Below are 26,047 nucleotides of genomic sequence, written 5' to 3'. Positions count from 1 at the left end.
ATCTCCGGTTGCTAGAACACCCTTACTGTCCATTAACATGGAATAAAAGGAATCCTTTCTATATAAACACCATGAAAAAAACAAGAAAAATTTTACAATTAATAGTAAGATAGAAGTAGATATATTTATCCCGTTCTAATGAGCAGTAAGATCTCCACCTCAAAATTCTAAGAAATCAAAGAAGCTATATAAATCCATTTTTATTTTTCGACATATAAGCCGCGGCTGTGGATAACAAAAGGTGACCTGCACTCGTTTTCTCTCCTTGTTTTCACTATGTCTGGGCAGGAAAAGGATCTGACCGCTTCTATGCATGGCCGGATGCTCTCTCCCACCTAAAAAGAAGGGTTTTATGTCGGTTTTTTAATTTGTATTTATATAGTTGAAGGTTAACTGCCCGTAAGAACTCGATTGGTGAGGGATTTCCATCATTGAGGAATGACTTCACTGATGGAAGTTTCACTTTATTAAAAATAGTGGAGGCTATATTACTTATGGTACGTGCACTTAGTTTGAACATAAAGCATGCCTTTTTCAATCGAATTTCGTTTATCATCCTGCTCAGTGGACTCGCTCTTGTCTCCGGCTATCATTATTACTACGTTATCCAGTACATGGGGATTATACAAAATGATTTTTTTACAACGTCCTATAAGTGGATTGGCTTTGGCGATAATGAGATGAATATTTATTTACTATTAATGCCTGTATTAGCAACATTACCTTTTAGCACAAGCTATAATGCTGATAAATCGGATGGCTTTAAATCTTTTATTAGTAAGGAAATTCCTCTCCGCTCTTATGTATTTACGAAATATATTGTCACTTTTATCAGTGGAGGGCTTATTTATATTTTCCCATTTTTATTTTCTTTTTTACTATGTAAACTCACTTTACCAGACGGTCTTCCAACGACCGCTTCAGGAGCTGTAAGTAACAACGGTATGTTTTCATCACTATATTACAGTTCCCCACTATCTTATATTTCTCTCTATATTGGTATTAATTTTTTATTCGCAGGCCTTATGGCAGTTTTAGGATTAGCAGCATCTATCTGGTCACAAAAGGATTATATGGCACTTTTATTTCCGTTTGCCATTAGCTCACTACCCTATGTGATTTTAAACATCGTATTTCCTACCGTTGCTGGGGCTCCGATTCATTTATATGATCCGAAGCAACCGCTGCAAGGGGTATCACCTGTTATTTTAACTGTAGAATGTCTCCTGTTTTTTGGACTCAGTCTATTTCTCTATATAAAAGGTATCCAAAAAGATAGAACAAAATATATGCGTAGACTCCAAAAAAGAATGAGATGTAAAAAAGCGATTCAACAATCACAATCTATCAGCTTATGATGCTATAAAAAATGTCCCTCAGCATGATTACTGAGAGACATTTTTTTACTTTATTGATTAAGAAGCTTTTTTCAAATCGATTTGAGCTAATACTGGATCATGATCACTTACACGACCATGTTCTTGCATAATATTTGTGTTTAAGTGTACAGGATCGACAATTGTATATGGCGCAATATGATTCGTAACTAAAATATGATCTAGTACTTGTGCGTTTCCTTCATGGATATACGTATAGCGTGTTTCCTTTGAAACCGTTTCTAGCATATCTTTCATCGTATCACCTTTTAGTGCTTGCAGTGGTTTAGAGAATTCAAAGTCATTCATATCGCCAAGTACAACAACATTTGCATTTGCATCTCGTTTTTGAATACCTTTTACAAAACCATTCACTTCTTGTGCAAGCTGGATTCGTTTTTCTTCGCTTTTTAATACAAGCGGTTGAATTTTTCCAAACGGCGTTGCATCCCCTATTTTTGAATTTAAGTGACTGGAAACAACGACAATGTTTTGTCCTTGGAATGTAAATTCAGCCGCTAACGGTTTACGCGTACTATCAAATAATGAATTATCTTGACCGATGCGTACAACGTTATTTTCAAGTAATTTTGGTTTATCCGCTAGTTTCACACGTGATGCATTATAGAAAAAGCCCACGCGAATATTCGCTCCCGGCGCTCCGCCATCTTGATTATTTTGTGGTGCAATTTCTACATATTCATATTTGGGTCCATGAATTTCTTGCACAGCATCAATAATTCGCTTTGCACTTAAAGAAGCATCCGTTGTTCCATCATTGATTGTTCCATTATTATCCTGCATTTCTTGTACACCAATAATATCAGGCATCTTTAAGTTATATTTAATAGAATAAGCAAGCTCTTTTACTTTTTCATCAGATGTTTGCTTTTTATTCGCTGAGAAGTTTTCGATGTTATATGTCGCTACTGTTAGTTTTCCTAGACTCGGCTGAATATTTGCACCAGTTTGTTTAAATCCACCATCTGTTACAACTGGTAGTTCGGTCGTTGGAGAAATACGATACGCACCATAATCATATCCGACTACACCTGTTATATCTCCAGTAAACGTATCCCCAACCTTTGCTACGTAGTCACGCGAAACTTTTAAAGACAGACGTTCTGGGTTTAATTGATTTTCTTCCAGCAACGGTGTTCCATATTTCGTTGTCACTTTATTCCCACCATTTGCAACCGTTACATATAGATTTCCATTTTTCTGCGGTGCAACAATCGTTGGTGTCGGTGTTGTTACGAGCATTCCTTCTACACTTTCATAAAAGTCAATTGCATCTTCCTCTGGATCAAATATGCCAAACGCATCATTATCAATGGTTTGATCTGGTATTTTCAAACCTTTTTCTCCTAATACAATCGCTTCTGGTAGCTGTTGGTTTTTCGCTGTTACTGCAACACGATTTGCTTTGATTTCTGTAATAGCTAGATCTGTATCAAATCGCTCAGCATATCCAGCTCCGATATGTTCTTCTACTTCTCCATCAACGTGAACAAGATCTCCTACCGCAACATTGGCACCTTTCTGGTATACATAAATACCTTCTGATGTTGCAGGATCATGATCAGGTTGTGGATCTTGTATATAAAAACCATATTTATCTAACGCTGTAACAATACCTTCTACATTTTGTACTTCTTTCTCATTATAAGGGGACACATGAGATTTCCCTTGAATATCATGAATACGAATTGGCTCATATTTTACAACTGTAAATGAGAAGGTAGACACAGGTGACGATTCAAGCCCTTCTTTTACAGCAATCGCTTTAATGACACTATTTTCATTTAAAACAATCGGTTCATTATAACGAATACTTTTATTCGTTGGAACCGATCCATCTAACGTATAATAGATTTCTGCTTGTGCCGTATCTGTTGTTAATGTGACCGCTGTTCCTTTCGCAATTTCCCCTCCATTTGGAGATGCAATTACATCACTCACACGATTTTGTGCTTCATCTTGAAATTTGTAAGCTGTTACCGACTTTAAGCCAGGGCTACTAAAATACAATTCAAGCTTCCCTGTTAAACGAACTTTCTTCCCAATGTTTTCAGGATGATCTTTCAGATTTACTGCCGCTCGCACTTCACCTTTTGGCAATTGAACAGGCATAATCTTATCTGGGTTTATCTCATTTGGAGAATCCGCAATCGCGACATTCGTATCTCCAAACTTTGCTGGATCTTTCGTATACTTAGAAGGACTTTGTGTATATCCGACAATATATCCTTCTACTACCCCTTTACTTTCTCCATGATTTTGAAACAGTTGAATCGCTTCATTTACTGACAGTGTACCGCCTTCTTCCGCCTTGGCCACTATTCCTGTAAATGAAACCATCAGTGCTAATGACAAAAAAATAATTGCTATCTTCTTCAAATTCATCCGCCTCCCCAATTCAACATATTTTCTTAACATGTATTATCATAACAAATAGTTCTTTATAAAGAACTAAATATTCGACAAAATTTACAAAAAATTAATCTCCTACTTCTGTAGAAGATTTTCATATTGTTCTCGAACTATTTTCTTACAATATAAAGTGAAACTTTAATCAGTGGGGGTTTTCTTCATCCCCCACTGATTATTAGCCCTCACCAATCGGGCTTTTACGGACAGTTTATCCCCCACCTAACTTCTTTGCTTTCTGCAGAAATTTGAGGTGGGGGTATTACTGCCCGCAAATAGCGGGATAAAAAGCATCCCTTACGCATAGGGATGCTTTTCTCATTGTGCAATTAATTCTGCTTCATCTATTTTTTCTAAATGAGATAATACATGCTGCACTGCCGCCTCACCTTGGTCAATACAATCTGGAAGACCCGTTCCAGCGTAAGAGCTACCAGCTACATAAACACCTGGTAGTTCTTTGTCCATAAATGTTTTCAGCTCTGCTATGCGTTCTTTATGGCCTACTGTATATTGCGGCATCGCATCTTTCCAGCGGCTTACAACTGTAAAGTCTGGATCTGCTGTAATATCCATTGTTTTTTTCAAGTCTTCTAATACAAATTGAACAATTTCTTCATCCGTTTGTTCCACGATTGCTTCATCACCTGGGCGACCTACGTAACAACGAAGAAGCACTTTTCCTTCCGGCGTTGTATGTGGCCACTTCTTATGTGTCCACGTACACGCTGTAATTGTAAAGTCACTATTTCGTGATACAACGAAGCCTGTTCCTTCAATATCACGCTGAATCGCTTCCTTTGGAAAAGCTAACGCAACATTGGCAACCGATGTCGATGGAACGTTACGGAAGAAGCGGAACTGCTTATACTGAGCAAACATGGACGGCAATATTTTATGAGACGCAGCAATAACGATAGAATCCGCCTCTATTTCTTTTCCATTGCTAAGCGTAATATTATAACCGTCGCCCACTTTGGAAATTTTCTCAATGCGAGTGCCCTTCATGACCGTCTCATCTTCGAGCTTATCTTCAATCGCTTCCACAATCGATTGCAAGCCTGTTTTCAGTGTTAAAAAGATCCCTTTCGGCTTTACATCTTTCGTTTTTTTCGGCGCTAGCGTACGCATGCCGAGCGAAATACTACGATACTTTTGCTCCACTTGATAAAATTGCGGGAACGTCGCCATTAAACTCATTTGATCAATATCACCTGCATATATGCCAGATAACAATGGTTCAATTAAATTTTCTACCACTTCATTTCCTAAACGGCGGCGGAAAAATTGACCAAGCGATTGATCAGAAACGGGTTTGGAACGAGGTAACACAAAATCAAAACCAGCTCTTAGCTTACCAATCGGAGAGAACAATCCTGAAAATAGAAACGGGGTAATCTGCGTTGGAATCCCCATCATAGATCCGCTTGGCATGCTATGTAATCGATTGTTAACAAGAACAAATGATTTACCAGTCGCATTATTTACAAGTTGATTTCCAAGTCCTAAATCGCGCACTAATCTAGCTGCACTTTCTTTTCTTTCTAAGAAAGAATCTGGACCACGTTCAATTGTAAATCCATCTTTTTGAACGGTATGAATTTTCCCTCCAAGTTTGCCTGATGCTTCTATTAACATTGTATCAATCGGCAATCCTTTTTCGCGAATTTCCTTTTGTAAGTAATACGCAGTTGTTAAACCTGTAATTCCACCGCCGATGATAACGACTTTCTTCTTCAAAATGGTTCCTCCTTTCCTAACATTACGAAACAGTTGTTTGTTTCTGTAATACTACATCTACTAAACAAGAAACAAATGCGTCTGATGCGTTTGGCATTTCTGGGCGATAATATTTTGCCCCAATTTCTTCTGTAACGATTTTACATTCAATGTCATTGTCATATAATACTTCTAAATGTTCAGCTACAAAACCAACCGGCGCATATACAAATGAAGTGTAACCATACTTTTCATGTAACTCTCTCGTTAAATCTTGTACATCTGGTCCAATCCATGGATCCGGTGTATTTCCTGCACTTTGCCAACCAACTGCATAGTTACGAACTTCCGCACCATGTGCAATATAGTCAGCTGTTTCATTTAACTGCTCTGGATATGGGTCACCTAAAGCAATAATTTTCTCCGGCAAACTATGAGCAGACACAATTAAAACTGCTTTTTCACGTTCGTCTACTGTCATGCCATCATATATTTTTTTCACTTTGTCTACCCAGTACTCAATAAACTTCGGTTCTTTATACCAACTATCAATACCATGAATCGTTAAATTCCCTAGTTTTTCCGCTTCTTCTTGCGCTCGTCCGACATATGATTTCACGCTAAATGTAGAATAATGCGGCGCAAGAACAAGAGCAATCGCTTCTTCAATCCCGTCTTTATGCATTTCTTGTACCGCATCTTCAATGAACGGTTCAATATGTTTTAAACCGAGATACATGTGAAATTCAACATCATTTTGTACTTCATTTAAACGTTTTTCTACTTTTTTCGCTTGTTCTAGCGTAATTGTCGCTAAAGGAGAAATACCGCCGATTGCACGATAGCGTTCCGTTAAGTCTTCTAACATTTCTGGGCTCGGCTTTCGTCCCCTGCGAATGTGCGTATAATAACGCTCAATATCTTCTTCGTTATACGGCGTTCCATATGCCATCACAAGCAATCCGATTTTCTTTTTCATACGCGTATTCTCCTTTACTTCGCTAGTTGCCCTTTAGAATAATCATGAATAAATGCTGTTAAACGTTTTAATATTTCTGGGTTTACTTCTGGGAACACGCCGTGACCTAAGTTAAATACGTAACCAGGCTGCTTTATTCCTTGATCTAAAATGCCTTTCACATGTTCTTCAATGACATGCCATGGCGCAAGTAATATAGAAGGATCCATATTCCCTTGTACCGCTTTATGAATACCGCGAGCACGTGCTTCTTCAATTGGCAAGCGCCAGTCAAGACCAACTACATCAAGAGGTAGATCATGCCATTCATTTGCTAAATGACCTGCTCCTACGCCGTGCATAATCATCGGAACGTTCATACCTCGAAGTTCAGTGAAAATACGCTCCATTGCTGGCTTAATAAACATACGATAATCTGCTACATTTACCGCTCCAACCCACGAATCAAAGACTTGAACTGCCTTGGCTCCCGCCCCAATTTGTGCTTTCAAATAAGAAACAACCAAATCTGCAAGCTTATCCATTAAAGCAAACCAAGCTTTCGGCTCTGTATACATAAATGCCTTCGTTTTATGGTAGTTACGAGAAGGTCCACCCTCAATCATATAGCTCGCTAACGTAAATGGCGCCCCTGAAAAACCAATTAGCGGAACATCTAACATTTCTGTTGTTAATAGACGGATTGTATCTAATACATACGGTACGTCTTCTTCAGGATGAATTTCACCAAGCTTCTCTACGTCCTGTAAAGAGCGAATTGGATTATCGATAACCGGTCCGATTCCTGATTTAATCTCAACATCAACACCAATCGCTGGAAGTGGTGACATAATATCCTTATAAAGAATCGCCGCGTCTACATTATATTGATCAACTGGAAGCTTTGTTACATATGCACATAGCTCTGGTTGGTGTGTAATTTCAAATAAAGAATATTTCTCTTTTATCTTTCTATATTCAGGCTGTGAACGACCTGCTTGTCGCATATACCATGCTGGTACATATTCCGTTCGTTCCCCAATACACGCTTTTAAAAATGTCTCATTTATATTTCTTACCAAGACCCTTGCTCCCTTCCTTACCCATGCATCTAACAAACCCTATCCTATTTATCTTTTTTTACTATACAGCTTGTAAAAACAAAATGCACAATATTATGTACGTTGTTCATGAAATTGACACAAACGTTCGTAAAAAACTTGTCATTTTTCACAACATTCTTATTATATCATAAGCAAAAATTACGGTTTAACTACTTTTGTTTTTTCTCCTTCTCGATTTGTTTGTGGGTTGTACGGCACAACATAAAAGCTCGGCTTAGAAAAGACATTAATGAACTTCACCTCGTACTCTCCTATACCTTTCACTGTCCCAACATGAACTGCCTTGCCTTGCTCTACTTTATAAATTCGGTATGCGATCCGTTTATCAGAAAGTGGGTTCCATTGCAGATTAGCGGTAAACAAACCAAATGGACTAAAAGATAACTTCACTTCTACCTTGTCAAGTTTACGTAAGCGAATTGGCCTTCCAATGGTTTCAACACCTTTTGGTTGGCTAAAGTCTTGTTTATCCCGTACATTTGCTTTCGTTAAAATCGTTTTAAATAATTGTGTCGCCGACGAACTTCCATCATGTAGCTGATGCTCTTTATCCGTACGATCATACCCAATCCACACCGCTCCTACTAAACTTGGTGTATACCCGACAAACCAAAAGTCTCGTGCACCTGCATCTTGATTCGAAAGCGATGTTGTTCCTGTTTTCCCAGCTAGCGCACCACTATATTCTCCCGCTCTTGCTGTTCCTTCTTTTACAACACCTTCTAGCATTTTGGTCATATACCAAGCCGTTTGTTTTGAGAAAATTTTCGTTTCACTCTTAGACGATTCTCCAATCATTTCTCCGTGTCGATTGAACACTTTTTCAATGACATGTGGCTCAATAATTTTTCCATTGGCTAAAAAAGCACGATACATCTTCACAAGTTCAAAAGGAGAAACGCCTTCTTTTAAACCACCAAGCGCTGCACTTAAACCAGATTCTGGAATACGAATATTTCCTTTCTCTAAATATTGCTTTCCTTGCTCTACACCCATTTCATGTAACAGAGATACAGCTGGTACATTTGTGGATTCTAGCAATGCATCATACATCGTTACTTCTTTTGAATATTGGTGATTATAATTTCGCGGTGCATATCCTTCAAACGATGTGCGTTCATTTGTTAATAAAGAATAAGGATTATACTTTTTTGTTTCAAGGGCTGGTGCGTACACAAGGAGTGGCTTTAAAACAGATCCTGGCTGCCTTTTTGCATACACCCTATTAAATCCTCTTGAAACGTATTGTCGGCCACCAATCGCCGCTTTAATCCCTCCCGTTTCATTATCCATTAACAAGAAAGCACCTTGTGCACCATCGCCTTTTCCTGGAAAGTTACGTGCATCTTGAAATTGATCATACGCTACCTTTTGTATCTTTTCATTCATAGGTACAACAAATGTATACCCGCCGCGGAGCACCTCTTGATGCGATAACCCATACAGACGCGCCGCTTCATCTACTACCATATCAATGTATGGCATATAGGCAAGTTCACGTTCATTCTGATTGTTATGAAGAGCGATTGTTTTTCCTTGATAGCGGACTGTATCTTCTGCTGATACATATCCTTGCTGATGCATAAGTGATAACACTAAATCTCGGCGTGCTTTGCTCTTTTCTGGATATAGAAATGGAGAATATCCATTTGGGGCTTTCGGCAGGCCAGCAAGCATCGCCCCTTCTTCAACTGTCAATTGCTGTACATCTTTATTAAAATATAGCTTTGCTGCCGCCTGAATCCCATATGCACCGTGACCGAAATAAATATGATTCACGTACATTTCAAGAAGCTGCTGCTTCGTATATTTTTGTTCTAATTGAAGAGCAATCGCTACTTCTTTCAATTTACGTTTCAACGTTTTTTCGTGTGTTAAAAAAACATTTTTGACAAGCTGTTGTGTAATCGTACTTCCGCCTTCTATCTTCTCACCAGCTAAAGCATCTTTATATAACGCACGGAAGACCGATGGAAAATCAATGCCATGATGTTCATAAAAACGAGAATCTTCCACTGCTACAAACGCTTGTTGTACATGCTTCGGAATTTGTTCTACCGGTACAAGCTCTCTATTTTCTATGTAAAGCTTTGTAATTTCTTTTCCTTGCTGATCAACAATACGTGATGAAGAGTGGAAAACAAGTCTTTTTTCATCCATCATATAACCGCCAGCTAATACAATCAGTTTATATAAAACGATCGCAACTACAAATACCGCTACGCCGCTAATTAGGATCCACTTTGCTTTCTTCATACATCGGCCTTCTTTCCAAATGATGGTACGTTTATTATTTGAAAAACAATTATCTTTATGTATAATCTTCGAAGTTTTTTACAGAAGTTGTTATAATAGAGAATGTTCAAAAAGTCTGGTAAAGATAGCTGTCGCATTTCTTTATTCTCCTTTTTGAACAAGCACGAATAGAATCACCATACTAAAGGGGGCATTATAAATGAAAGCGATTATTTCATACGAAACACCTCTAGAACAACCACATTTCATCGCAAAAAGTAATGAAAAAGACATGTTTTATAAAGAGAACATTGAAGAAGGTGTGCAAGGATCACTTCAATATGATGTATTAGATGCTGTAGGAGAATTTAAAGGACAAGCAGGCTTTATTGTATGTAACAACATCTCTGTTACAGAAGAAGGCAGAGCCACTTTTGAAAACCGTTTCCAAAACCGTGCAGGACTCATTGAAAACGAACCTGGCTTCCAAGCGATCCGTGTTCTTCGTCCGTTAACAGATGATACGTATGTCATCTTAACAATGTGGGAAAGCGAACAGAACTTCAAAGATTGGCAAGAATCACAGTCTTTTGAAAGAGCACACAAAAAACGCCCTGCACAAGCTAGTGCAGAGCCACAAAAAAGTATTTTTTCAAGACCATCTTTTGTAACGACATTTGATGTACAAGCATAAAGGTAGTTCTCTGTAAAAAATAACTTAAATAAAAAACACCCTTACGCAAGGGTGTTTTTTCTCTGCTTATACCAATTATGTATACGATCAACATCCTCTAATCGAGTGTGTTTTAATTCATAATGCCGGCCAGCACCTGTACAAGCTACCGCAAACATAAACGTACATAATTGATCTTTCCTCTGAAAATAAGTTTGACTTTTCGTCATCGATTGGACATGTCTTTTTTTTACTAATCCTGTATGTTTCGCAATACCGCGATACACAAGCGTTAATTGATCACGCTGTAATGCATATCCCCCGGTTATATACTTTCCATATCCAAGAAGCGTGAAAAACAAGAATACAGGAATTAAAAGAAATAGCCCTATATATTGTTTAAAGTAAATACTTACCCCTGTAATTGGCAAAGCAAGAATAACGAAGAATATCCAGCTGTAAATGAGGTATCGTCGCATTGCCTTTTTTGGCAAACGTGTTACATTCTCTTCCATCTCGTATGGCAATTGCAAATATTCCAGTAACTTTTGTACATCTCTTTTTTTCATAAGAGGATGGAGAGTCACATTCATATTATCTTTTTCCACACTTTGAATAATTTCCACATGAACGGAACAATATCCAAATGGCTGACGAAGGATTGCTTCTTTTATAGTAATTGCCTGAATGCGGTGCAATTTTAACACGAGTTCTTTCTTCTCCAGTAACCCTTGCGAAATACGAACTTCATTCCCTCTTCTATAGACGGTAAAGTTTGCATGTTTCAATGCATAAGAAATCGTTGAAATAAGCCATGATATGAAAAGTAATACAACCGCCATATACACCCAGCCATATACATCGCTATCTTTTACATATTTTTCGATTGGGTTCAAAATACTCTTTGGAATGTATTCATATAACTCCTGCGCAAAGACTAATAAAAATGAAAATAACAAGCCAAATTGACCAGATGTAACTGATGCGAGAAGAATTTCTTTTATAGTTAATTTATATACCGTTGCGTTTGTTTCAGCGGTCGGATTGTTGCTTTCTTCCTGTTTCTCATTTTTAATACTTTGTCCTTCATTTAATAAAGCAATTAAATCTTTTGCTTCCTCTTCCTTAATTCCCGCAAGTGCGACTTCAGGTTCATTTCCACCGCCAGCTGTTTCAATTTTTAATCTTGTTAATCCTAACAATTGATAAATTACATTAGAACTTGTATTAATCGTTTGCACACGCTCTTTATTTAAATAACTTTCCTTTTTTACAAACATTCCGTGTTTTATATGTAGTACATTATCTTCAACCCAATATATTTTGTAATACCAATTTATAAAGGCAAACAAAATAGTTGCAACAAAAATTGCAATGGGAATCATGTACCAAAATGGAAAGTCTCCCTTTAAACTAATTAATGGAATAATCCCTGGTAATAGGTGAGATATTTTTAGTTCTAGCAAAATGGTAATCGGATGCTGCCTCTTATACATCCTCATCACTCACTTTCGCAAGCTCTGCAATTTGCCGCTTTAATTGCTCTGCCTCTCTCATCGTTAAACCTGGAATACTATGAGAGGTAGCCGCAGTTGAAATTTGTAATTCTGCTAATCCATGTTTTCGCATAATGGGACCTTGTTCAATCGTAACATGTTGCACACGCATCATTGGGACTAATACACGTTTTACAACAAACATTCCATGTTGAATTTCTAGTTCCTCTTCATTTAATTGATAACTATGATAGCGTTGACGTAACTTTGGAAATATCAAATAATCAAACGGTGTATAAATAATAAGCGAGAGAACAAGCACACCGAAAAGCCAGCCCCACCAGTTAAACTTAATCATAAAAACGAAATACGCAATAACAACAATTAATCCGATTCCCGCCTCAATCAATGCACGAATTTGCCACACTTTGACCATATCGGGATGAATCTCATTTTCTAACGGCTGCATCTAATCACTCCAACTTTCGAAATCTAGTAGTCTACTACCTTATTGTAAAATATACCAATATCATACAAAAACCCTAATGGTAAAACAAGAAAATACTAGAAAAAATGTTTTATATATAAATATAAATTAAAAAAACGACATATAACCCTTCTTTTTAGGTGGGAGAGAGCATCCGGCCATGCATAGAAGCGGTCAGATCCTTTTCCTGCCCAGACATAGTGAAAACAAAGAGAGAAAACGTGTGCAGGTCACCTTTTGTTATCCATAGCCGCGGCTTATATGTCGAAAAATCAAAATGGATTCATATAGAAATACAAGTGAAACTTCCATCCGTGCCACATGAATGGAGATCATCATTCGTTTGCATTTTTGTATATATCACAGAATTTAGCTCCAGGAAGCCCATTTCTTTAGCTGTGGGAGTAGTCAGAAAAGAAAAAAGCTTTCACATCTTGTGAAAGCTTTTTCCTTAAATAACTATTCCTTTTTGCTGAAGCGACCGAACACGATAACAATTCATCGTCACTTCTCCCAGTCGCTGTAATAATTGATAGTTGGCATAAGCTCCAACCGGGGCTCCTATGATGGGTACGAGCTGTAACATCTTCGCTAAATCAATATAATCACGATACTCCTGCTGAAATTTCTCCCAGTCAACATGGTTTTCTTTATTTGTATCCCACGTTTCAATCGCTTTCCATATCTCTCTGCGGTAGTCATCGCTTGAAAAAGCAAGTTGGAAGACATGAAGAATAAAAAGACGCTCTTCTTCTTTACTCGTATCAAATCCATAAATGGTAGCTGCATCAAATAAAAATTTAATTTTAATGCTAAGTAGAAGCGGAAAATCAGCAAGTCCAAGTAAAATACCACCTGCTCCAGTTCCTGCCCCTTCTGCCGCTGCAATCTTTTTATACTCGTCCATTTTTTTGAACACTTCTTCATCTCTTCTTTGCAATGACCAATCTGTTTCTTTTAATTTTGGTTTTACAAAATTGGAACCAGCACTAATGCTCTGCACCATTTTTTTAATCGTTTCCGTTAACACGCTTTGTACTTTTTCGGGAATAAGCTGTTGTACTTTCGTTTGTATTTTTTTGGATAAGCGCGTCATCATAGAAGAATCTTTCGTGATGGTACTCTTCCACTGCTGCACTTCTATTATGACCTTCTTTTCATAATCAGTCATAGGTTCCTTCCTTTCAATTACGTGTTCAAAAAGGAGAATAAGAAATAGGGCGGCTATCTTTACCGGACTTTTTGAACATCCTCTTCAATTTAGACGATCGATACGTTTTGCTCCATATTGATATACAAAGCCGATACTAAATAATATACTGCCAGCAAATAAAATACATGTCATGATCAGATCTTTTGTTGCGGCAGCAAATACGATTGTGAAAATGACACCGCCGATGCAAAGTAACGCATTTAGCAAGCTAAGAAAATCCTTTTTCTTTTCTTCTGAGGACACCGGATATAAATCAAGCCATAGTTTCAAACGATGATGCTTCCAAAGACTTAACAGCTGATAGCCAATTAAGTATAAAAACACAAGGCCTACAATAAAACGTCCATATAAAAATGGGATAAAGTAAAGAATGACACCGCCGATGACAAGCAAACGAATATATAAACCGAAATAGTTTCCAGATCGTAAAAATGTACGTGTATACAAATATAAATATGTACGCTTTTCACCAATTATTTTAAGAATAAAATCAAGCCATTTTCGGCGTGATACTCGTTCTTTTAATGCCGGCACATCGACAAACATGTTTGCAATGCGATATAGGAACATCATTTTTTTTCCTTCTTCTGCAATTAAGTATTCCCAGTTTAGCGGTTTTCCTTTTCCGTTTTGATGTATAAACACAAGATAGATCGCCATCACAAAGACGATTATCCCTACATAAATTACAGAAGCTCGTTCTACAAGAAAATAGACAAAAAATGCATTTAGTACAAACCGGATAAACCAATCAACGCGGTGAAATCGTCCATCTGTCATAGATGACTTTTCCCACGTTATAAATAAATTCCAGCCCTTCACGAAAACTACAGCGAGTACAATCCATATATAAGTTGCTCCTGTTTGCTTCATTTGTTGGAAATAAAGCGGAGCAAGTGCTGCCGCCACCATCGCTACAACATATAGCTGAACGATAAACGTAAACAGAAATGCTTTTGTAAAATATGGTTTTAACTTTTCTTCAACAGGAAGCAAATACACGAGATCCGCTTCTTTTAATAATGTTTGAATCGATCCTGCTGTTAATACGAATCCAAACAACACAGCAATTACGAAGGCCGTGGGAAATGAAGGTGTCAGGGTCTGTAACCATTGCTGATAATAAAATGCACCCGCACCAATGATAAACACAAAAATAAATTTCAAATGATCATTAAATACGTATTTACTGTATGTACGAATTTCTTTTAAAAAGTGTCTAAATCTTTCTTTCCATAACACCTTACTATTCATAATCTTCTTCCTTTGTTAACGCAATATAAATATCATCAAGCGCTGCTCCAGGCAGGTTAAATTGTTCCTGCAGCGCTACTAATGTTCCCTGTGCTCGAATTTCACCTTGATGTAAAATAATAAAGGAATCACAGTAACGCTCCGCTGTTGCTAAAATATGTGTACTCATTAAAATACCCGCACCGCTCTTTTTCATTTGATTCATCATTTGCAGGAGCGATTGAATCGCTAACGGATCAAGCCCAACAAACGGCTCGTCTACAATATATAGGGATGGCTCAACAAGAAATGCGCTCATGATCATCACTTTTTGCTTCATTCCTTTTGAAAAATGAGCTGGGAACCATTTTAAACGATTCGTCATTCGGAATTCCTTTAACAACTGCTGTACACGTTCCTCATATTGCTTCTCACCCACGCCATATGCCATCGCTGTTAACTTTAAATGCTCTTCTAATGTTAACTCATCATATAACACAGGTGTTTCAGGGATAAATGAAAAGCTAGAGCGATACGCTGTCATATCCTCTCGAATTGTTTTTCCATTAATGGTTACAGTTCCTTTTTTCGGTTCCATTAAACCAATAATATGTTTAATGGTTGTACTTTTACCGGCACCATTTAAACCAATTAAGCCGACAAGTTCTCCTTTATTGACAGAGAATGAAACATTTTGCAATACAGGCCGCTTCGTATATCCTCCTGTGACATTTTCCACTCGTAATAACTGTTCCATATGACACCACTTTCTTCCTCATATTCTTCCGCCTTTAATCAAGCGTATCTTTTGTTAACTTTTATGTATACTCATCTTACCAAAAAATGAAAGATACTACATATATAAGTACAAATTAAAAAACCGACATAAAACCCTTCTTTTTAGGTGGGAGAGAGCATCCGGCCATGCATAGAAGCGGTCAGTTCCTTTTCCTGCCCCAGACACAGTGAAAACAATGAGAGAAAACGAGTGCAGATCACCTTTTATTATCCATAGCCGCGGCTTATATGTCGAAAAATCAAAATGGATTTATATAGTATCAAATTTCTTCAAAAAAAAAAAATTTCTTTGCATATCTTTTACAAAACGGGACATGATAATGAATGAAGAAGGAACACATTGAAAAAGCAACCACCAAAGTGATGAATATAGCCTAGCGAAATCATCATGAAACGGGGTGTCTATCATGGACAAGGACAGTTTACAAGAAGTCAGATAGTTTGTTTTATTTTAGAAACGGGGTGTCTCGAGGAGAGTATATACTGTTTTATAAAATAAACAATTTCATTTCATAAAGGGTTGCAACATCATTTCATTGTAAATGGGGTGTCGACGGCAGAATACAAGTCGAATTACCACGCATTTCCTAAATAAATGAGGTGTCTGCTAAAGGTAAATCAACTAAATGCTTTTTCAATCCTTCTTCAGAAAACAGGAAGCTAAGTCAGCTTCCTGTTTTTCGTGTTTGTTCTCCTATGTAATTATGTTAAAATACGGCTAAGACCACTGAAAGGATGAGAGATATGAATCATACAGCGGATAATTGTATTTTTTGTAAAATCATTGCAGGACAAATTCCTTGCTCAAAAGTATATGAAGACGAACATGTACTCGCATTTCTAGATATTAGTCAAGTAACAAAAGGACATACGCTTGTTATTCCAAAAGTACATAAACAAGATGTATTTGCCTTAACACCAGAAATTGCAGCACATATTTTTTCTGTCGTTCCTAAAATTTCAAACGCAATTAAAGATGAATACAACCCAGTTGGCTTTAACCTTTTAAACAACAACGGTGAAAAAGCTGGACAAACTGTATTCCACTTCCACCTTCATTTAATTCCACGCTACGGTGAAAACGATGGTTTTGGTGCGGTTTGGAAATCGCATCAAAATGAATACACAACGGAAAATTTACAAAACATCGCGAGTACCATTGCAAATAGTGTAAAATAAAATTAGGCATGATTTTTAATAAACTCAATCGAGCTTATATCTATTCACTATTAGAATGGGACGAATATAACGAATATAACAACTATTGCAACATATAAAATAAGATCGTACATAACAAGCCTACGCCTCCAAAAGAAACGTACTGCATCGCTTGTTTCTTGACCCAAAACGCTGGAGGATACGATCTTTTTTGTTTTACAAATAACAGTAAATGCATGGCACGTGCAAGAAAGAAAAGACTTACAATAAAGCAAATTGTTGTTACAAGTTTCACTTTTCTCCCCCCTTGTCTTAAGCATATGCACTGTTTTATACAACATGAATACAAACAAAAAATAAGGAGGTTTCCTTTTATGTCAAAAGCTAAATCCTTTGTAACAGGTGTAATTTGCGGTGGTGCTATCGCTGGACTTGCCGTTCTTTTCTCTACTCCTTCTTCTGGAAAAGATATGCGTAGCAAGCTAAAAGAAAAAGGAACTGACATTAAAAAGACATTGGCTGATATTACTGCTGATACGAAACTGTTAAAACGTCAAATTGTTGAAACAGCATCAGAAGGTAAAGAAGTCTTTCAAGAATTAAAAAATGATATGCAAGATACACTTTCTACATGGAAACAAGATATTTCTCAAAACAAACATCATATTGAACAAGAAATTAAAGACATTCAAAAATCAATTGAGAAATTGCAGCAAGCAGTTCCTGAAAAAGCGTAAAACAGTTTACATCCTTAGTTTTTGCGTATAACAAATATTTTTTATAAATATTCCTCTAAACACGACATATCACACAGATGTGTCGTGTTTTTATGCATTTACAATATATGTTATCCCCTCTTCTTTAAAGATAACACTCGTGATTTTCACAACTAAAGCGCTTCCACTATTATGCATGATTTGTATAAGAGTATAGCTTTACCAAAAAATTTTCACAATTCTCACAAAAACACTTTATTAATTTTTATTTTACTGGCATAATAGATATTAATGAATAAGAATGGAAAAGTGGGTGAGTGAATGAAAAGTGGGGAAAAAGATTATTCGGTAAAAGAAGCAATGATTTTCAGCCAACGCATTGCTCAATTGTCAAAAGCATTATGGAAATGTGTAGAAAAAGATTGGCAGCAGTGGATTAAACCATATGATTTAAATATTAATGAGCATCATATTTTATCAATTGCTTATCATTTAAAAGGGGCTTCGATTTCTGAAATTGCAAAGTTTGGTGTTATGCACGTATCTACAGCATTTAACTTTTCTAAAAAGCTTGAAGAGCGCGGCTTTCTTGTGTTCTCCAAAAAAGAAGATGATAAGCGAAATACGTATATTGAAATTACAGAAAAAGGGGAAGAATTACTACTTCAATTAATGGAGGAGTATGACCCTGAAAATAATTCCGTCTTTAATGGTGCTCTTGCTCTTCGCAATTTTTATGGTAAATTCCCTGAAAATATTGAATTAATCGCCATTTTAAGAAATATCTACGGACAAGATTTTATCGATATTTTTGAAAAGTCCTTGGAAAGTATTGAGGAAAATTTCACAGAACAAGATAAAAAATTGATTAAGAAATAGATTACCAATCATTTTTGAGCAATCATACGTAAAAATTCTTGCATGATTGGCTGAAATAAACCTTGTCTTTCTAGCGCTTCTGCAGTCTCGTTTACCTCGAGCTGATGTGGAAGCGCTTTTTCAAATTGTTCTAAAAGAGCATCAAACAAAAGCAAGCCTTCTTGCTTTTCCAGTATGTATTGTTTATTTAGTTCTTCACAAAGAGTAAGCACACGTTCAATATCCTTTTTTCGAACTTTTTTCTTTATAATTAAAGAATAAAATGGACACTTATCTTCGTCGACCATTTTGAAAATAAGTTCTACATAATATTCAGCTTGCTCTAATCGTTTTACAACGTCCATTTTCTCCCCTCACTTTCTAACACAAGGTCTTCTATTTCTGAATTTTATAACACGAACAAAATATCGTATGATACAATATATAAAAGTATATGTATTTTGGCCAAAAGGGGGTATCTCCTCGTGACTCTTATAGAGATTGTTTTTGTCACATTTGCACTTATTGTTCTATTCTACACGAATTTCCTGACACATACACTGTGCGAGCGGAAACAAATGTCCGAGCACCGTCAAAAGAGCGTCTTTCGGGTTATCAATGTATGTATTACCATTCTATTAATTTCTAGTTATATAGAAATTATGTTTCAGGCAAAGTGAGGAAAGCCCTTTCCTCACTTTTTTCCTCTATAAGCAAATTATACCTATTATAACTAATAAAATAAACAGTACAAGTAATAAAATAAGATACGAATTCATACACCATATCCCTCCTGTTTCCTTTATATGCACATCCGCCCAAAATGGTACCTTTCTACAATCTGACAATCTCCATCAAACAAATGGGTAATTTTTCTTTATCAATAGGAAAAGACGTCGAAATATGATATATTAAATTTTGTACATATTGCCTATACTATAGAATAAAATTACCTTCAGCTAGATTTTATCCCTAGTTACGGTAAGCCCTGTTACATCAGCTTTTCAGGGGAGAAAATCCTCTTATATGAAAGCTGAACCAGTACGACTTAATCGGGCTCTTATGAGTAAGCACAATCTCAAATGAGAGGGTTGCTCATTCGTACGGGATAAATTAAAAATACATAATAGTAGGAGTGTTTATTGAATGAAGAAAGCTATGCTTGCCTTAGCAGCAACAAGTGTGATTGCCTTATCCGCATGTGGAACATCTGATAAAGTTGTCACATCAAAAGCTGGTGATGTAACGAAAGACGAATTTTACGATGCAATGAAAAAAACACAAGGTGAAAACGTATTACGTACCCTTGTTATGGAAAAAGTTTTTACTAAAAACTACAAAGTTGATGACAAAAAAGTAGATGAAGAATTTGCTACTTTCAAAAAGCAATACGGCGATCAATTTGATGCAGTATTAAAACAATATAACACTGATGAAAAAACAATCAAAAACAGCATTCGTAGCAAATTAGCGATGGAGGCTGCAATTGCAAAAACAATTAGCGACGATGACGCGAAAAAGAACTATCGTGATAAAAAAGTTTTCGCAAAACATATTCTTGTAAAAGATGAAGAAGCTGCGAAAAAGGTAAAAGAAGAGCTTGCACAAGGTAAATCATTTGAAGAAGTAGCAAAAGCTGAATCTCAAGATACAGGCTCTGCCCAAAAAGGTGGCGACCTTGGTGAATTAAAGCCTGGCACTCTTGTGAAAGAATTTGAAGATGCTGCTTTCAAAATGAAAAAAGATGAAGTAAGTGAGCCTGTTAAATCTCAATTTGGTTACCACATCATTAAAATAACTGATATAAAAGATTCAAAACCATTCAATGAAGAAAAAGAAACAATTAAAAAAGAGCTTGCTGCAAGTAAAGCACAAGATGCTGCATTTATGAGTGATTTTGTAGCAAAAGAAATGAAAAAGGCTGATGTAAAAGTCGAAGATAAAGATTTAAAAAAGATTTTTGATGCTCCAAAAGCAGAAGCTGCACAAAAATAATGTATAGTAAAAGCCTGGTGTTTACCGGTCTTTTAGGCTGTCAGGTTCTTTCCTGACAGCCTTTTTATTTTACTTTTTAGACTCCCCATATCGTTTTTCAATTTGAATTTTTCTTATAAACAAGCTTCTCTATAAACAAAAACCCCCTGAGGTTTTCCTTCAGGGGGTTCTTATTATGCTAATGCTGCTGCTTGTTTTTGTTGATCTACAGGTACTACCGCATCCATTAACGCTTTTTCTAACTCAGCTGTATATTTCATCTGTTCTTCTTTGCTCCAGCCTAGTTTCACTGCCATATACCCAATCACTGTTTCTTTCCAGTCATATACCCAATGAATGTTGAAGAATACAGCCCCTCTGCGGCGGATGAAGAAGTCAACTGGTTTTGCTGTCATTTCGTAGTCCATTGCGTATACAAGTGGTACAAGCACGTCTAATGGCATATTATACTCTTTTGCTTCTTCTTTATATTGTTTCGCTAAGTTAAAGAGAACATCAACGTTAGAGCCATAGAATTTTGCAAATTGCTCTGCTTGTTCTGTCGTTAAACCATATTTTGTACCTTCTTGTGCTTTGTTTGCAACGAATGTTGGAAATTGTTTAGATCCACTTACATGACCGCCAGAGATCGGCATATGTTTCGTTTCACTTTTCGGATATGAGCCATGACCTTCTTTTTGTAGTAAATTCGTTACATAATCTACTACCATCTCTGCCATTTTACGATAGCCTGTTAATTTCCCACCAGCAATTGTAATTAAGCCAGATTCAGAAGTCCAAATTTCATCTTTACGAGAGATTTCAGAAGCATTCTTTCCTTCTTCATAAATGAGTGGACGTACACCAGCCCAGCTTGATTCAATATCTTTCTCTGTAATCTTTACAGTTGGGAACATATAGTTGATCGCATTAATAATATATGTGCGATCCTCTGTTGTCATTTGTGGTACTGCCGCATCTTTATCATAGAACGTATCTGTTGTGCCTACATACGTTTTTCCACCGCGTGGAATCGCAAAGACCATACGTTTATCTGGCGTATCAAAATAGATTGCTTGCCCAAGTGGGAAACGTTTTTGATCGATTACTAAATGAACACCTTTTGATAACTGCAGTACTTTTCCTTTTTTCGAATTATCTTTTTCACGAAGCGTATCAACCCAAGGACCCGCTGCGTTTACAATTTTTTTACCGTACACTTCATATACTTCTCCATCTAATAAGTCGATAACACGTACACCACATACTTTTCCATCTTTATATAAGAACCCGTCTACTTTTGCATAGTTTACTGCTTTTGCACCGTGTTCAATTGCTTCTTTCATCACTTCAATTGTTAAACGAGCATCATCTGTACGATATTCTACGTAATAGCCGCCGCCTTTTAATCCTTCTTGTTTAACAAGTGGTTCTTTTTTCATCGTTTCTTCACGGCTAAACATCTTTCTACGCTCGCTTCGTTTTACCCCCGCTAAGAAGTCATATACACGAAGACCGATTGATGTACTGAACGAACCAAATGTCCCACCTGTATGGAATGGAAGTAACATCCACTCTGGTGTTGTCACATGGGGACCGTTCTCATATACGATCGCACGCTCTTTCCCAACCTCTGCTACCATCTTCACTTCCAATTGTTTCAAATAACGTAAGCCGCCGTGTACAAGCTTTGTTGAACGACTTGATGTACCTGCTGCAAAGTCTTGCATTTCAAACACAATTGTTGATAATCCACGTGTTGCTCCATCTAATGCAATACCAGAACCAGTAATACCACCACCAATTACGATCACATCTAACTCTTGTTTATTCACTTCGTTTAATACGTCTTTACGTTGTTTGCTTGAAAATTTCATGGTAATTCCTCCCTTTGATACGGAAAAGAGACCACGAACATCACTATAGAAATCGCTTCTATAGCGTGTTGTGGTCTCTCCATATCTCCTACCGAATTATTAACTTATCATCATTATAACACTGTCTATGATTATTTAAAAGCTTTTGTTGCTGCAATTGCCTTTTTCCAGCCCGCGTATAGCTCTTCGCTTGTTTCCGCTTCCATTGCTGGTGTAAAGCTTTTATCCATATTCCACTGCGCTCTAATTTCCTCTTGGTTTTCCCAATATCCAACTGCAAGACCTGCTAAATATGCTGCTCCTAAAGCAGTTGTTTCGTTCACTTCTGGACGCTCTACTGGAACATCTAACATATCACTTTGGAACTGCATTAAGAAGTTATTCTTAACTGCTCCGCCATCAACGCGTAATGTTTTCAGTTCAATACCTGAATCTGCTTCCATTGCACATAATACATCTTTCGTTTGGTATGCTAATGATTCTAGCGTTGCACGAATAAAGTGTTCTTTCGTTGTGCCACGCGTTACTCCAAATACCGCTCCGCGTACTTCACTATCCCAATATGGTGTTCCTAATCCCACGAATGCAGGAACAACATAGACACCATCTGTTGATTCAACGCGAGATGCATAGACTTCACTTTCACTTGCATCCTTAAACATGCGCATTCCGTCACGTAACCATTGAATTGCAGAACCTGCTACGAAAATACTTCCTTCTAATGCATATTCCACTTTTCCATCTAAGCCCCATGCAATTGTTGTTAATAGGCCATGCTCAGATGCAACTGCTTTTTCACCTGTATTCATTAACATGAAACAACCAGTTCCGTACGTGTTCTTCGCCATACCTTCACCGAAGCAAGCTTGCCCAAATAACGCTGCTTGTTGGTCACCTGCAATACCTGCAATCGGTATGTTTTGGTTAAAGAAATGATAGTCCACTGTATGACCATATACTTCAGAAGATTGACGTACTTCTGGAAGCATGCTTTTCGGTACTGTTAACATCTCTAGAAGCTCATCGTCCCACTGTAAATCATGAATGTTATACATTAAAGTACGTGATGCATTTGAATAGTCTGTTACATGTACTTTACCACCAGACAATTTCCATACAAGCCATGTATCAATCGTTCCGAATAATAATTCGCCGCGTTCTGCTTTCTCTCTTGCACCTTCTACGTTGTCTAAAATCCATTTCACTTTCGTACCAGAGAAGTATGCATCAATTAACAAACCAGTTTTTTCACGAACCATATCGCTATAGCCTTTTTCTTTTAACTCATCGCAAATTTCAACTGTTTGACGAGATTGCCATACGATTGCGTTATAGATTGGTTTACCTGTTTCTTTATCCCATACAACTGCTGTTTCACGTTGGTTTGTAATCCCGATACCAGCAACTTGTTCTGGCTTTACATCAGCTTCGCTCAAACAAGTTGCAATAACTGCTAAAATCGATCCCCAAATTTCTTGTGCATTATGCTCTACCCAACCTGGCTTTGGAAAATGCTGTGTAAATTCTTTTTGTGCTACATGAACAATTTTTCCTTCTTTATTAAAAAGAATGGCACGTGAACTTGTAGTTCCTTGGTCTAATGAAAGAATATATTTTTTCATATTCGTCTCCCCCTTATGCTACTTTTCTACTATTTGTATTGTTTTGACTCTTTTTGCTTGTCATATAAGAGATTGCTAGTACAATCACAGTTGCAATTATCACATAAATAAGTGCTACATTCTGTTTACCTTCAAATACCACTTGATGGAATAAACCTGCAAGTGAACCACCTAAAATTGGACCTACAACCGGAATCCATGCATACTTCCAGTTCGAACCGCCTTTTCCTGCGATTGGAAGGAAGAAATGCGCAATACGAGGACCTAAGTCACGTGCTGGATTAATTGCGTAACCAGTTGTTCCACCTAATGATAAACCAATACTTACAATTAAGAAACCTACGATAAATGGATTCAAACCATCTGCAAATTTATTTGCACCAATTGCTAATATACCAAATACTAAAACGAAAGTTCCAATCATTTCACTTAAAAGGTTTGCAAATGTATTCGGAATTGCTGGTCCTGTTGCAAATACACCTAATTTTGTACCAGGATCTTCTGTTTCTTTCCAATGAGGTAAGTAATGTAAATATACGATAATTGCACCGATGATTGCCCCAATCATTTGCGCAGCGATATATCCAGGTACATCACTCCATGGGAACGCTCCCTTAAAAGCAAGTCCAATTGTTAACGCTGGATTTAAATGTGCTCCACTAATCGATCCAACTGCATATGCTGCGATGGCAACCGCTAAGCCCCATCCCATTGTAATAACAATCCAACCTGAATCCTTCGCAAACGACTTCTTTAAACTTACACCTGCACAAACGCCGCCTCCAAGAACAATCAATAACGCTGTCCCTATTAATTCCCCTAAAAATGCTGTCATAAAATCCCTCCACAATCAATTTAAACGCCGCTTACCGTGTGATAGAGATAAAATGAATGGCCATTCGTTTTTTCGAAAGAAAAAGACCCACAACTAACACGTTTCTATATAAGTTATATAGAAACAATGAAATGTGGATCTCTTCTTTTCTCCGTCACGTTTATTAACTTATCTATAATGTTAACCTCAAATGAAAGCGGTGTCAATAAGATTTTTCACATTTCCGTCACTTTTTTTGATAATGTTTCCATAATTCTTTTTTCGACGTTGTAATCGCTGTCGCACCAGCAGCTAACGCTCTCTCAACATCGTCGACTGTGCGAATAAAACCACCCGCTAAAATCGGAACACCTGTCCGTTCTTTCACTTCTGCAATCACACCTGTTAAAGCACCCGGAAGTACTTCAATGTAATTCGGCTTCGTCTTTTCTAAAAGCGCACAGCTTTTTTCCATCGCACTAGAATCGATTAAAAAAATCCGTTGAATCGCAACGACACCTTTTTGCTTCGCCTTTAAAATCACACTTGCTTTCGTAGATAATAACCCGTATGGCTTAAATTCTTGACATATATATTCAGTTGCATGTCCATCGCTTTGTAACCCGTGAATCAAATCAACATGTAAAAATACTTTTTTACAATGCTGCTTTGCTAGCGCAACCACACTTTTCAATTGACCGATATGAATGTCTAAAATAACAATATACTCATAAGAACTATGTATTAACTTCTCTAAATCCTTTATTTGCCGAACAGCTGGTAAAATTTTTTGTTCATGAAATTCCATTCAAAAATTCCCTTCTTTATAACGTCTCTACCCTTTATAGTACACAATTTAAAGGAAAAGAAAAGCGAGTAGGAGAAATTTTTAGTTTCCTTGATATTGTATCTTGTCGAAAGGTCGATATCCTATGTCGAAGCGCTGATATAATGATGTCGCGAATAAAAAAGGATGAATAACTTATCAGTTACTCACCCTTTACTAAAATTAAAGTAAAACAGAGTCCTCATCCTTATCTTGATGGCGTCGTTCCCGCTCTTCTTCTAAGCGCTTCATATATATTTCGCCTTCTTTTTCGATAAACTCATTATCCATCTCTTGCTCTTTTTTTGAAGTATATAACACCATATAGCCGCTCACAACAATCCCAATAATAATAAGATAAATCCACCATGGTAAAATTTCCACTTGGTTTCCTTCCTTTCCTAAGACAAGCCTTGTTAGTTTCACTGTATGAAAGGAAAACGAGAGTTATGACCCTTTA

General features: G+C 37.0%; 24 protein-coding genes. 7 read left to right on the top strand and 17 right to left on the bottom strand.

The annotated features are described in order from the left end of the window. Window positions 1–494 precede the first annotated feature (494 nt). Window positions 495–1,358, top strand: a complete 864-nt coding sequence (locus QUF99_RS08750; protein WP_289369525.1) for a hypothetical protein — start codon at window positions 495–497, stop codon at window positions 1,356–1,358. A 57-nt stretch (window positions 1,359–1,415) separates the two neighbouring features. Here QUF99_RS08750 and QUF99_RS08745 read toward each other — a convergent pair whose 3' ends face one another. The 5 genes from QUF99_RS08745 to QUF99_RS08725 all read right to left on the bottom strand — a co-directional run bounded on the left by QUF99_RS08745 (window position 1,416) and on the right by QUF99_RS08725 (window position 9,863). Next, entirely contained in the window at window positions 1,416–3,782 is a 2,367-nt protein-coding gene (locus QUF99_RS08745) for a DUF6359 domain-containing protein (protein WP_289369524.1), read from the bottom strand. A 342-nt stretch (window positions 3,783–4,124) separates the two neighbouring features. Then, on the bottom strand, window positions 4,125–5,546 hold the full coding sequence (hemY, locus tag QUF99_RS08740; protein WP_289369522.1) for a protoporphyrinogen oxidase: 1,422 nt from the start codon (window positions 5,544–5,546) through the stop codon (window positions 4,125–4,127). 22 nt (window positions 5,547–5,568) lie between these two features. Beyond that, window positions 5,569–6,504, bottom strand: coding sequence for a ferrochelatase (hemH, locus tag QUF99_RS08735; RefSeq protein ID WP_289369521.1), 936 nt, complete (start codon window positions 6,502–6,504; stop codon window positions 5,569–5,571). Window positions 6,505–6,518: 14 nt separating this feature from the next. Then, on the bottom strand, window positions 6,519–7,565 hold the full coding sequence (hemE, locus tag QUF99_RS08730) for a uroporphyrinogen decarboxylase (RefSeq protein WP_289369519.1): 1,047 nt from the start codon (window positions 7,563–7,565) through the stop codon (window positions 6,519–6,521). A 180-nt stretch (window positions 7,566–7,745) separates the two neighbouring features. After that, window positions 7,746–9,863, bottom strand: a complete 2,118-nt coding sequence (locus tag QUF99_RS08725; protein WP_289369518.1) for a transglycosylase domain-containing protein — start codon at window positions 9,861–9,863, stop codon at window positions 7,746–7,748. Window positions 9,864–10,062: 199 nt separating this feature from the next. Between QUF99_RS08725 and QUF99_RS08720 the strand changes: the two genes are divergently transcribed. Next, window positions 10,063–10,536, top strand: a complete 474-nt coding sequence (locus QUF99_RS08720) for an antibiotic biosynthesis monooxygenase family protein (protein ID WP_289369517.1) — start codon at window positions 10,063–10,065, stop codon at window positions 10,534–10,536. A gap of 41 nt (window positions 10,537–10,577) precedes the next feature. Here the strand turns inward: QUF99_RS08720 and QUF99_RS08715 are convergent, their stop codons facing one another. The 5 genes from QUF99_RS08715 to QUF99_RS08695 form a co-directional block, all read right to left on the bottom strand. After that, window positions 10,578–12,011 carry a PH domain-containing protein gene (locus QUF99_RS08715; RefSeq protein ID WP_289369516.1) on the bottom strand — a complete coding sequence of 478 codons (1,434 nt, stop codon included), beginning with the start codon at window positions 12,009–12,011 and terminating at the stop codon, window positions 10,578–10,580. Beyond that, a complete protein-coding gene (locus tag QUF99_RS08710; RefSeq protein ID WP_289369515.1) occupies window positions 12,004–12,480 on the bottom strand; it encodes a PH domain-containing protein in 477 nt (158 codons plus the stop codon). Before QUF99_RS08710 ends, QUF99_RS08715 begins: the two co-directional genes overlap by 8 nt. Before the next feature lie 469 nt (window positions 12,481–12,949). Then, complete coding sequence (locus QUF99_RS08705) at window positions 12,950–13,669, bottom strand: EcsC family protein (RefSeq protein ID WP_289369514.1); 720 nt, start codon at window positions 13,667–13,669, stop codon at window positions 12,950–12,952. Between the two features lie 84 nt (window positions 13,670–13,753). Next, window positions 13,754–14,965, bottom strand: coding sequence for an ABC transporter permease (locus QUF99_RS08700; protein WP_289369513.1), 1,212 nt, complete (start codon window positions 14,963–14,965; stop codon window positions 13,754–13,756). Then, entirely contained in the window at window positions 14,958–15,701 is a 744-nt protein-coding gene (locus QUF99_RS08695) for an ABC transporter ATP-binding protein (RefSeq protein ID WP_289369512.1), read from the bottom strand. Before QUF99_RS08695 ends, QUF99_RS08700 begins: the two co-directional genes overlap by 8 nt. Before the next feature lie 785 nt (window positions 15,702–16,486). Between QUF99_RS08695 and QUF99_RS08690 the strand changes: the two genes are divergently transcribed. Continuing rightward, window positions 16,487–16,921, top strand: a complete 435-nt coding sequence (locus QUF99_RS08690; protein WP_289369510.1) for an HIT family protein — start codon at window positions 16,487–16,489, stop codon at window positions 16,919–16,921. An 82-nt stretch (window positions 16,922–17,003) separates the two neighbouring features. Here the strand turns inward: QUF99_RS08690 and yhzF are convergent, their stop codons facing one another. Then, window positions 17,004–17,195, bottom strand: a complete 192-nt coding sequence (gene yhzF / locus QUF99_RS08685; protein WP_289369509.1) for a membrane protein YhzF — start codon at window positions 17,193–17,195, stop codon at window positions 17,004–17,006. Between the two features lie 79 nt (window positions 17,196–17,274). Between yhzF and QUF99_RS08680 the strand changes: the two genes are divergently transcribed. Then, on the top strand, window positions 17,275–17,637 hold the full coding sequence (locus QUF99_RS08680) for a YtxH domain-containing protein (protein WP_289369508.1): 363 nt from the start codon (window positions 17,275–17,277) through the stop codon (window positions 17,635–17,637). A gap of 300 nt (window positions 17,638–17,937) precedes the next feature. Continuing rightward, a complete protein-coding gene (locus QUF99_RS08675) occupies window positions 17,938–18,495 on the top strand; it encodes an HTH-type transcriptional regulator Hpr (protein ID WP_289369507.1) in 558 nt (185 codons plus the stop codon). Window positions 18,496–18,503: 8 nt separating this feature from the next. Here the strand turns inward: QUF99_RS08675 and QUF99_RS08670 are convergent, their stop codons facing one another. Beyond that, the gene (locus tag QUF99_RS08670) at window positions 18,504–18,839 is read right to left on the bottom strand and encodes a DUF1878 family protein (RefSeq protein ID WP_289369506.1); all 336 of its coding nucleotides are present in this window, start codon (window positions 18,837–18,839) and stop codon (window positions 18,504–18,506) included. A 120-nt stretch (window positions 18,840–18,959) separates the two neighbouring features. Between QUF99_RS08670 and QUF99_RS08665 the strand changes: the two genes are divergently transcribed. After that, entirely contained in the window at window positions 18,960–19,154 is a 195-nt protein-coding gene (locus QUF99_RS08665; RefSeq protein ID WP_289369505.1) for a hypothetical protein, read from the top strand. Between the two features lie 466 nt (window positions 19,155–19,620). Continuing rightward, window positions 19,621–20,469 (top strand): peptidylprolyl isomerase PrsA, encoded by an 849-nt coding sequence (gene prsA / locus QUF99_RS08655; protein WP_289369504.1) that lies wholly within the window; start codon window positions 19,621–19,623, stop codon window positions 20,467–20,469. Window positions 20,470–20,642: 173 nt separating this feature from the next. Here the strand turns inward: prsA and glpD are convergent, their stop codons facing one another. The 5 genes from glpD to QUF99_RS08630 all read right to left on the bottom strand — a co-directional run bounded on the left by glpD (window position 20,643) and on the right by QUF99_RS08630 (window position 25,971). Further along, window positions 20,643–22,325, bottom strand: a complete 1,683-nt coding sequence (glpD, locus tag QUF99_RS08650) for an aerobic glycerol-3-phosphate dehydrogenase (RefSeq protein ID WP_289369503.1) — start codon at window positions 22,323–22,325, stop codon at window positions 20,643–20,645. Between the two features lie 131 nt (window positions 22,326–22,456). Further along, window positions 22,457–23,947, bottom strand: coding sequence for a glycerol kinase GlpK (glpK, locus tag QUF99_RS08645; RefSeq protein ID WP_289369501.1), 1,491 nt, complete (start codon window positions 23,945–23,947; stop codon window positions 22,457–22,459). Window positions 23,948–23,960: 13 nt separating this feature from the next. Beyond that, the gene (gene glpF, locus QUF99_RS08640) at window positions 23,961–24,782 is read right to left on the bottom strand and encodes a glycerol uptake facilitator protein GlpF (RefSeq protein ID WP_289369499.1); all 822 of its coding nucleotides are present in this window, start codon (window positions 24,780–24,782) and stop codon (window positions 23,961–23,963) included. 226 nt (window positions 24,783–25,008) lie between these two features. Continuing rightward, on the bottom strand, window positions 25,009–25,569 hold the full coding sequence (locus QUF99_RS08635) for a glycerol-3-phosphate responsive antiterminator (protein ID WP_289369498.1): 561 nt from the start codon (window positions 25,567–25,569) through the stop codon (window positions 25,009–25,011). A gap of 201 nt (window positions 25,570–25,770) precedes the next feature. Continuing rightward, the gene (locus QUF99_RS08630) at window positions 25,771–25,971 is read right to left on the bottom strand and encodes a sporulation YhaL family protein (RefSeq protein WP_289369497.1); all 201 of its coding nucleotides are present in this window, start codon (window positions 25,969–25,971) and stop codon (window positions 25,771–25,773) included. Window positions 25,972–26,047: the final 76 nt, after the last annotated feature.

The sequence above is a fragment of the Bacillus sp. DX4.1 genome (genome assembly GCF_030348195.1).
GTDB lineage: Bacteria > Bacillota > Bacilli > Bacillales > Bacillaceae_G > Bacillus_A.
The sequence above is the reverse complement of the archived record's forward strand: the minus strand, read 5'-3'. Positions and strand labels throughout refer to the sequence as shown.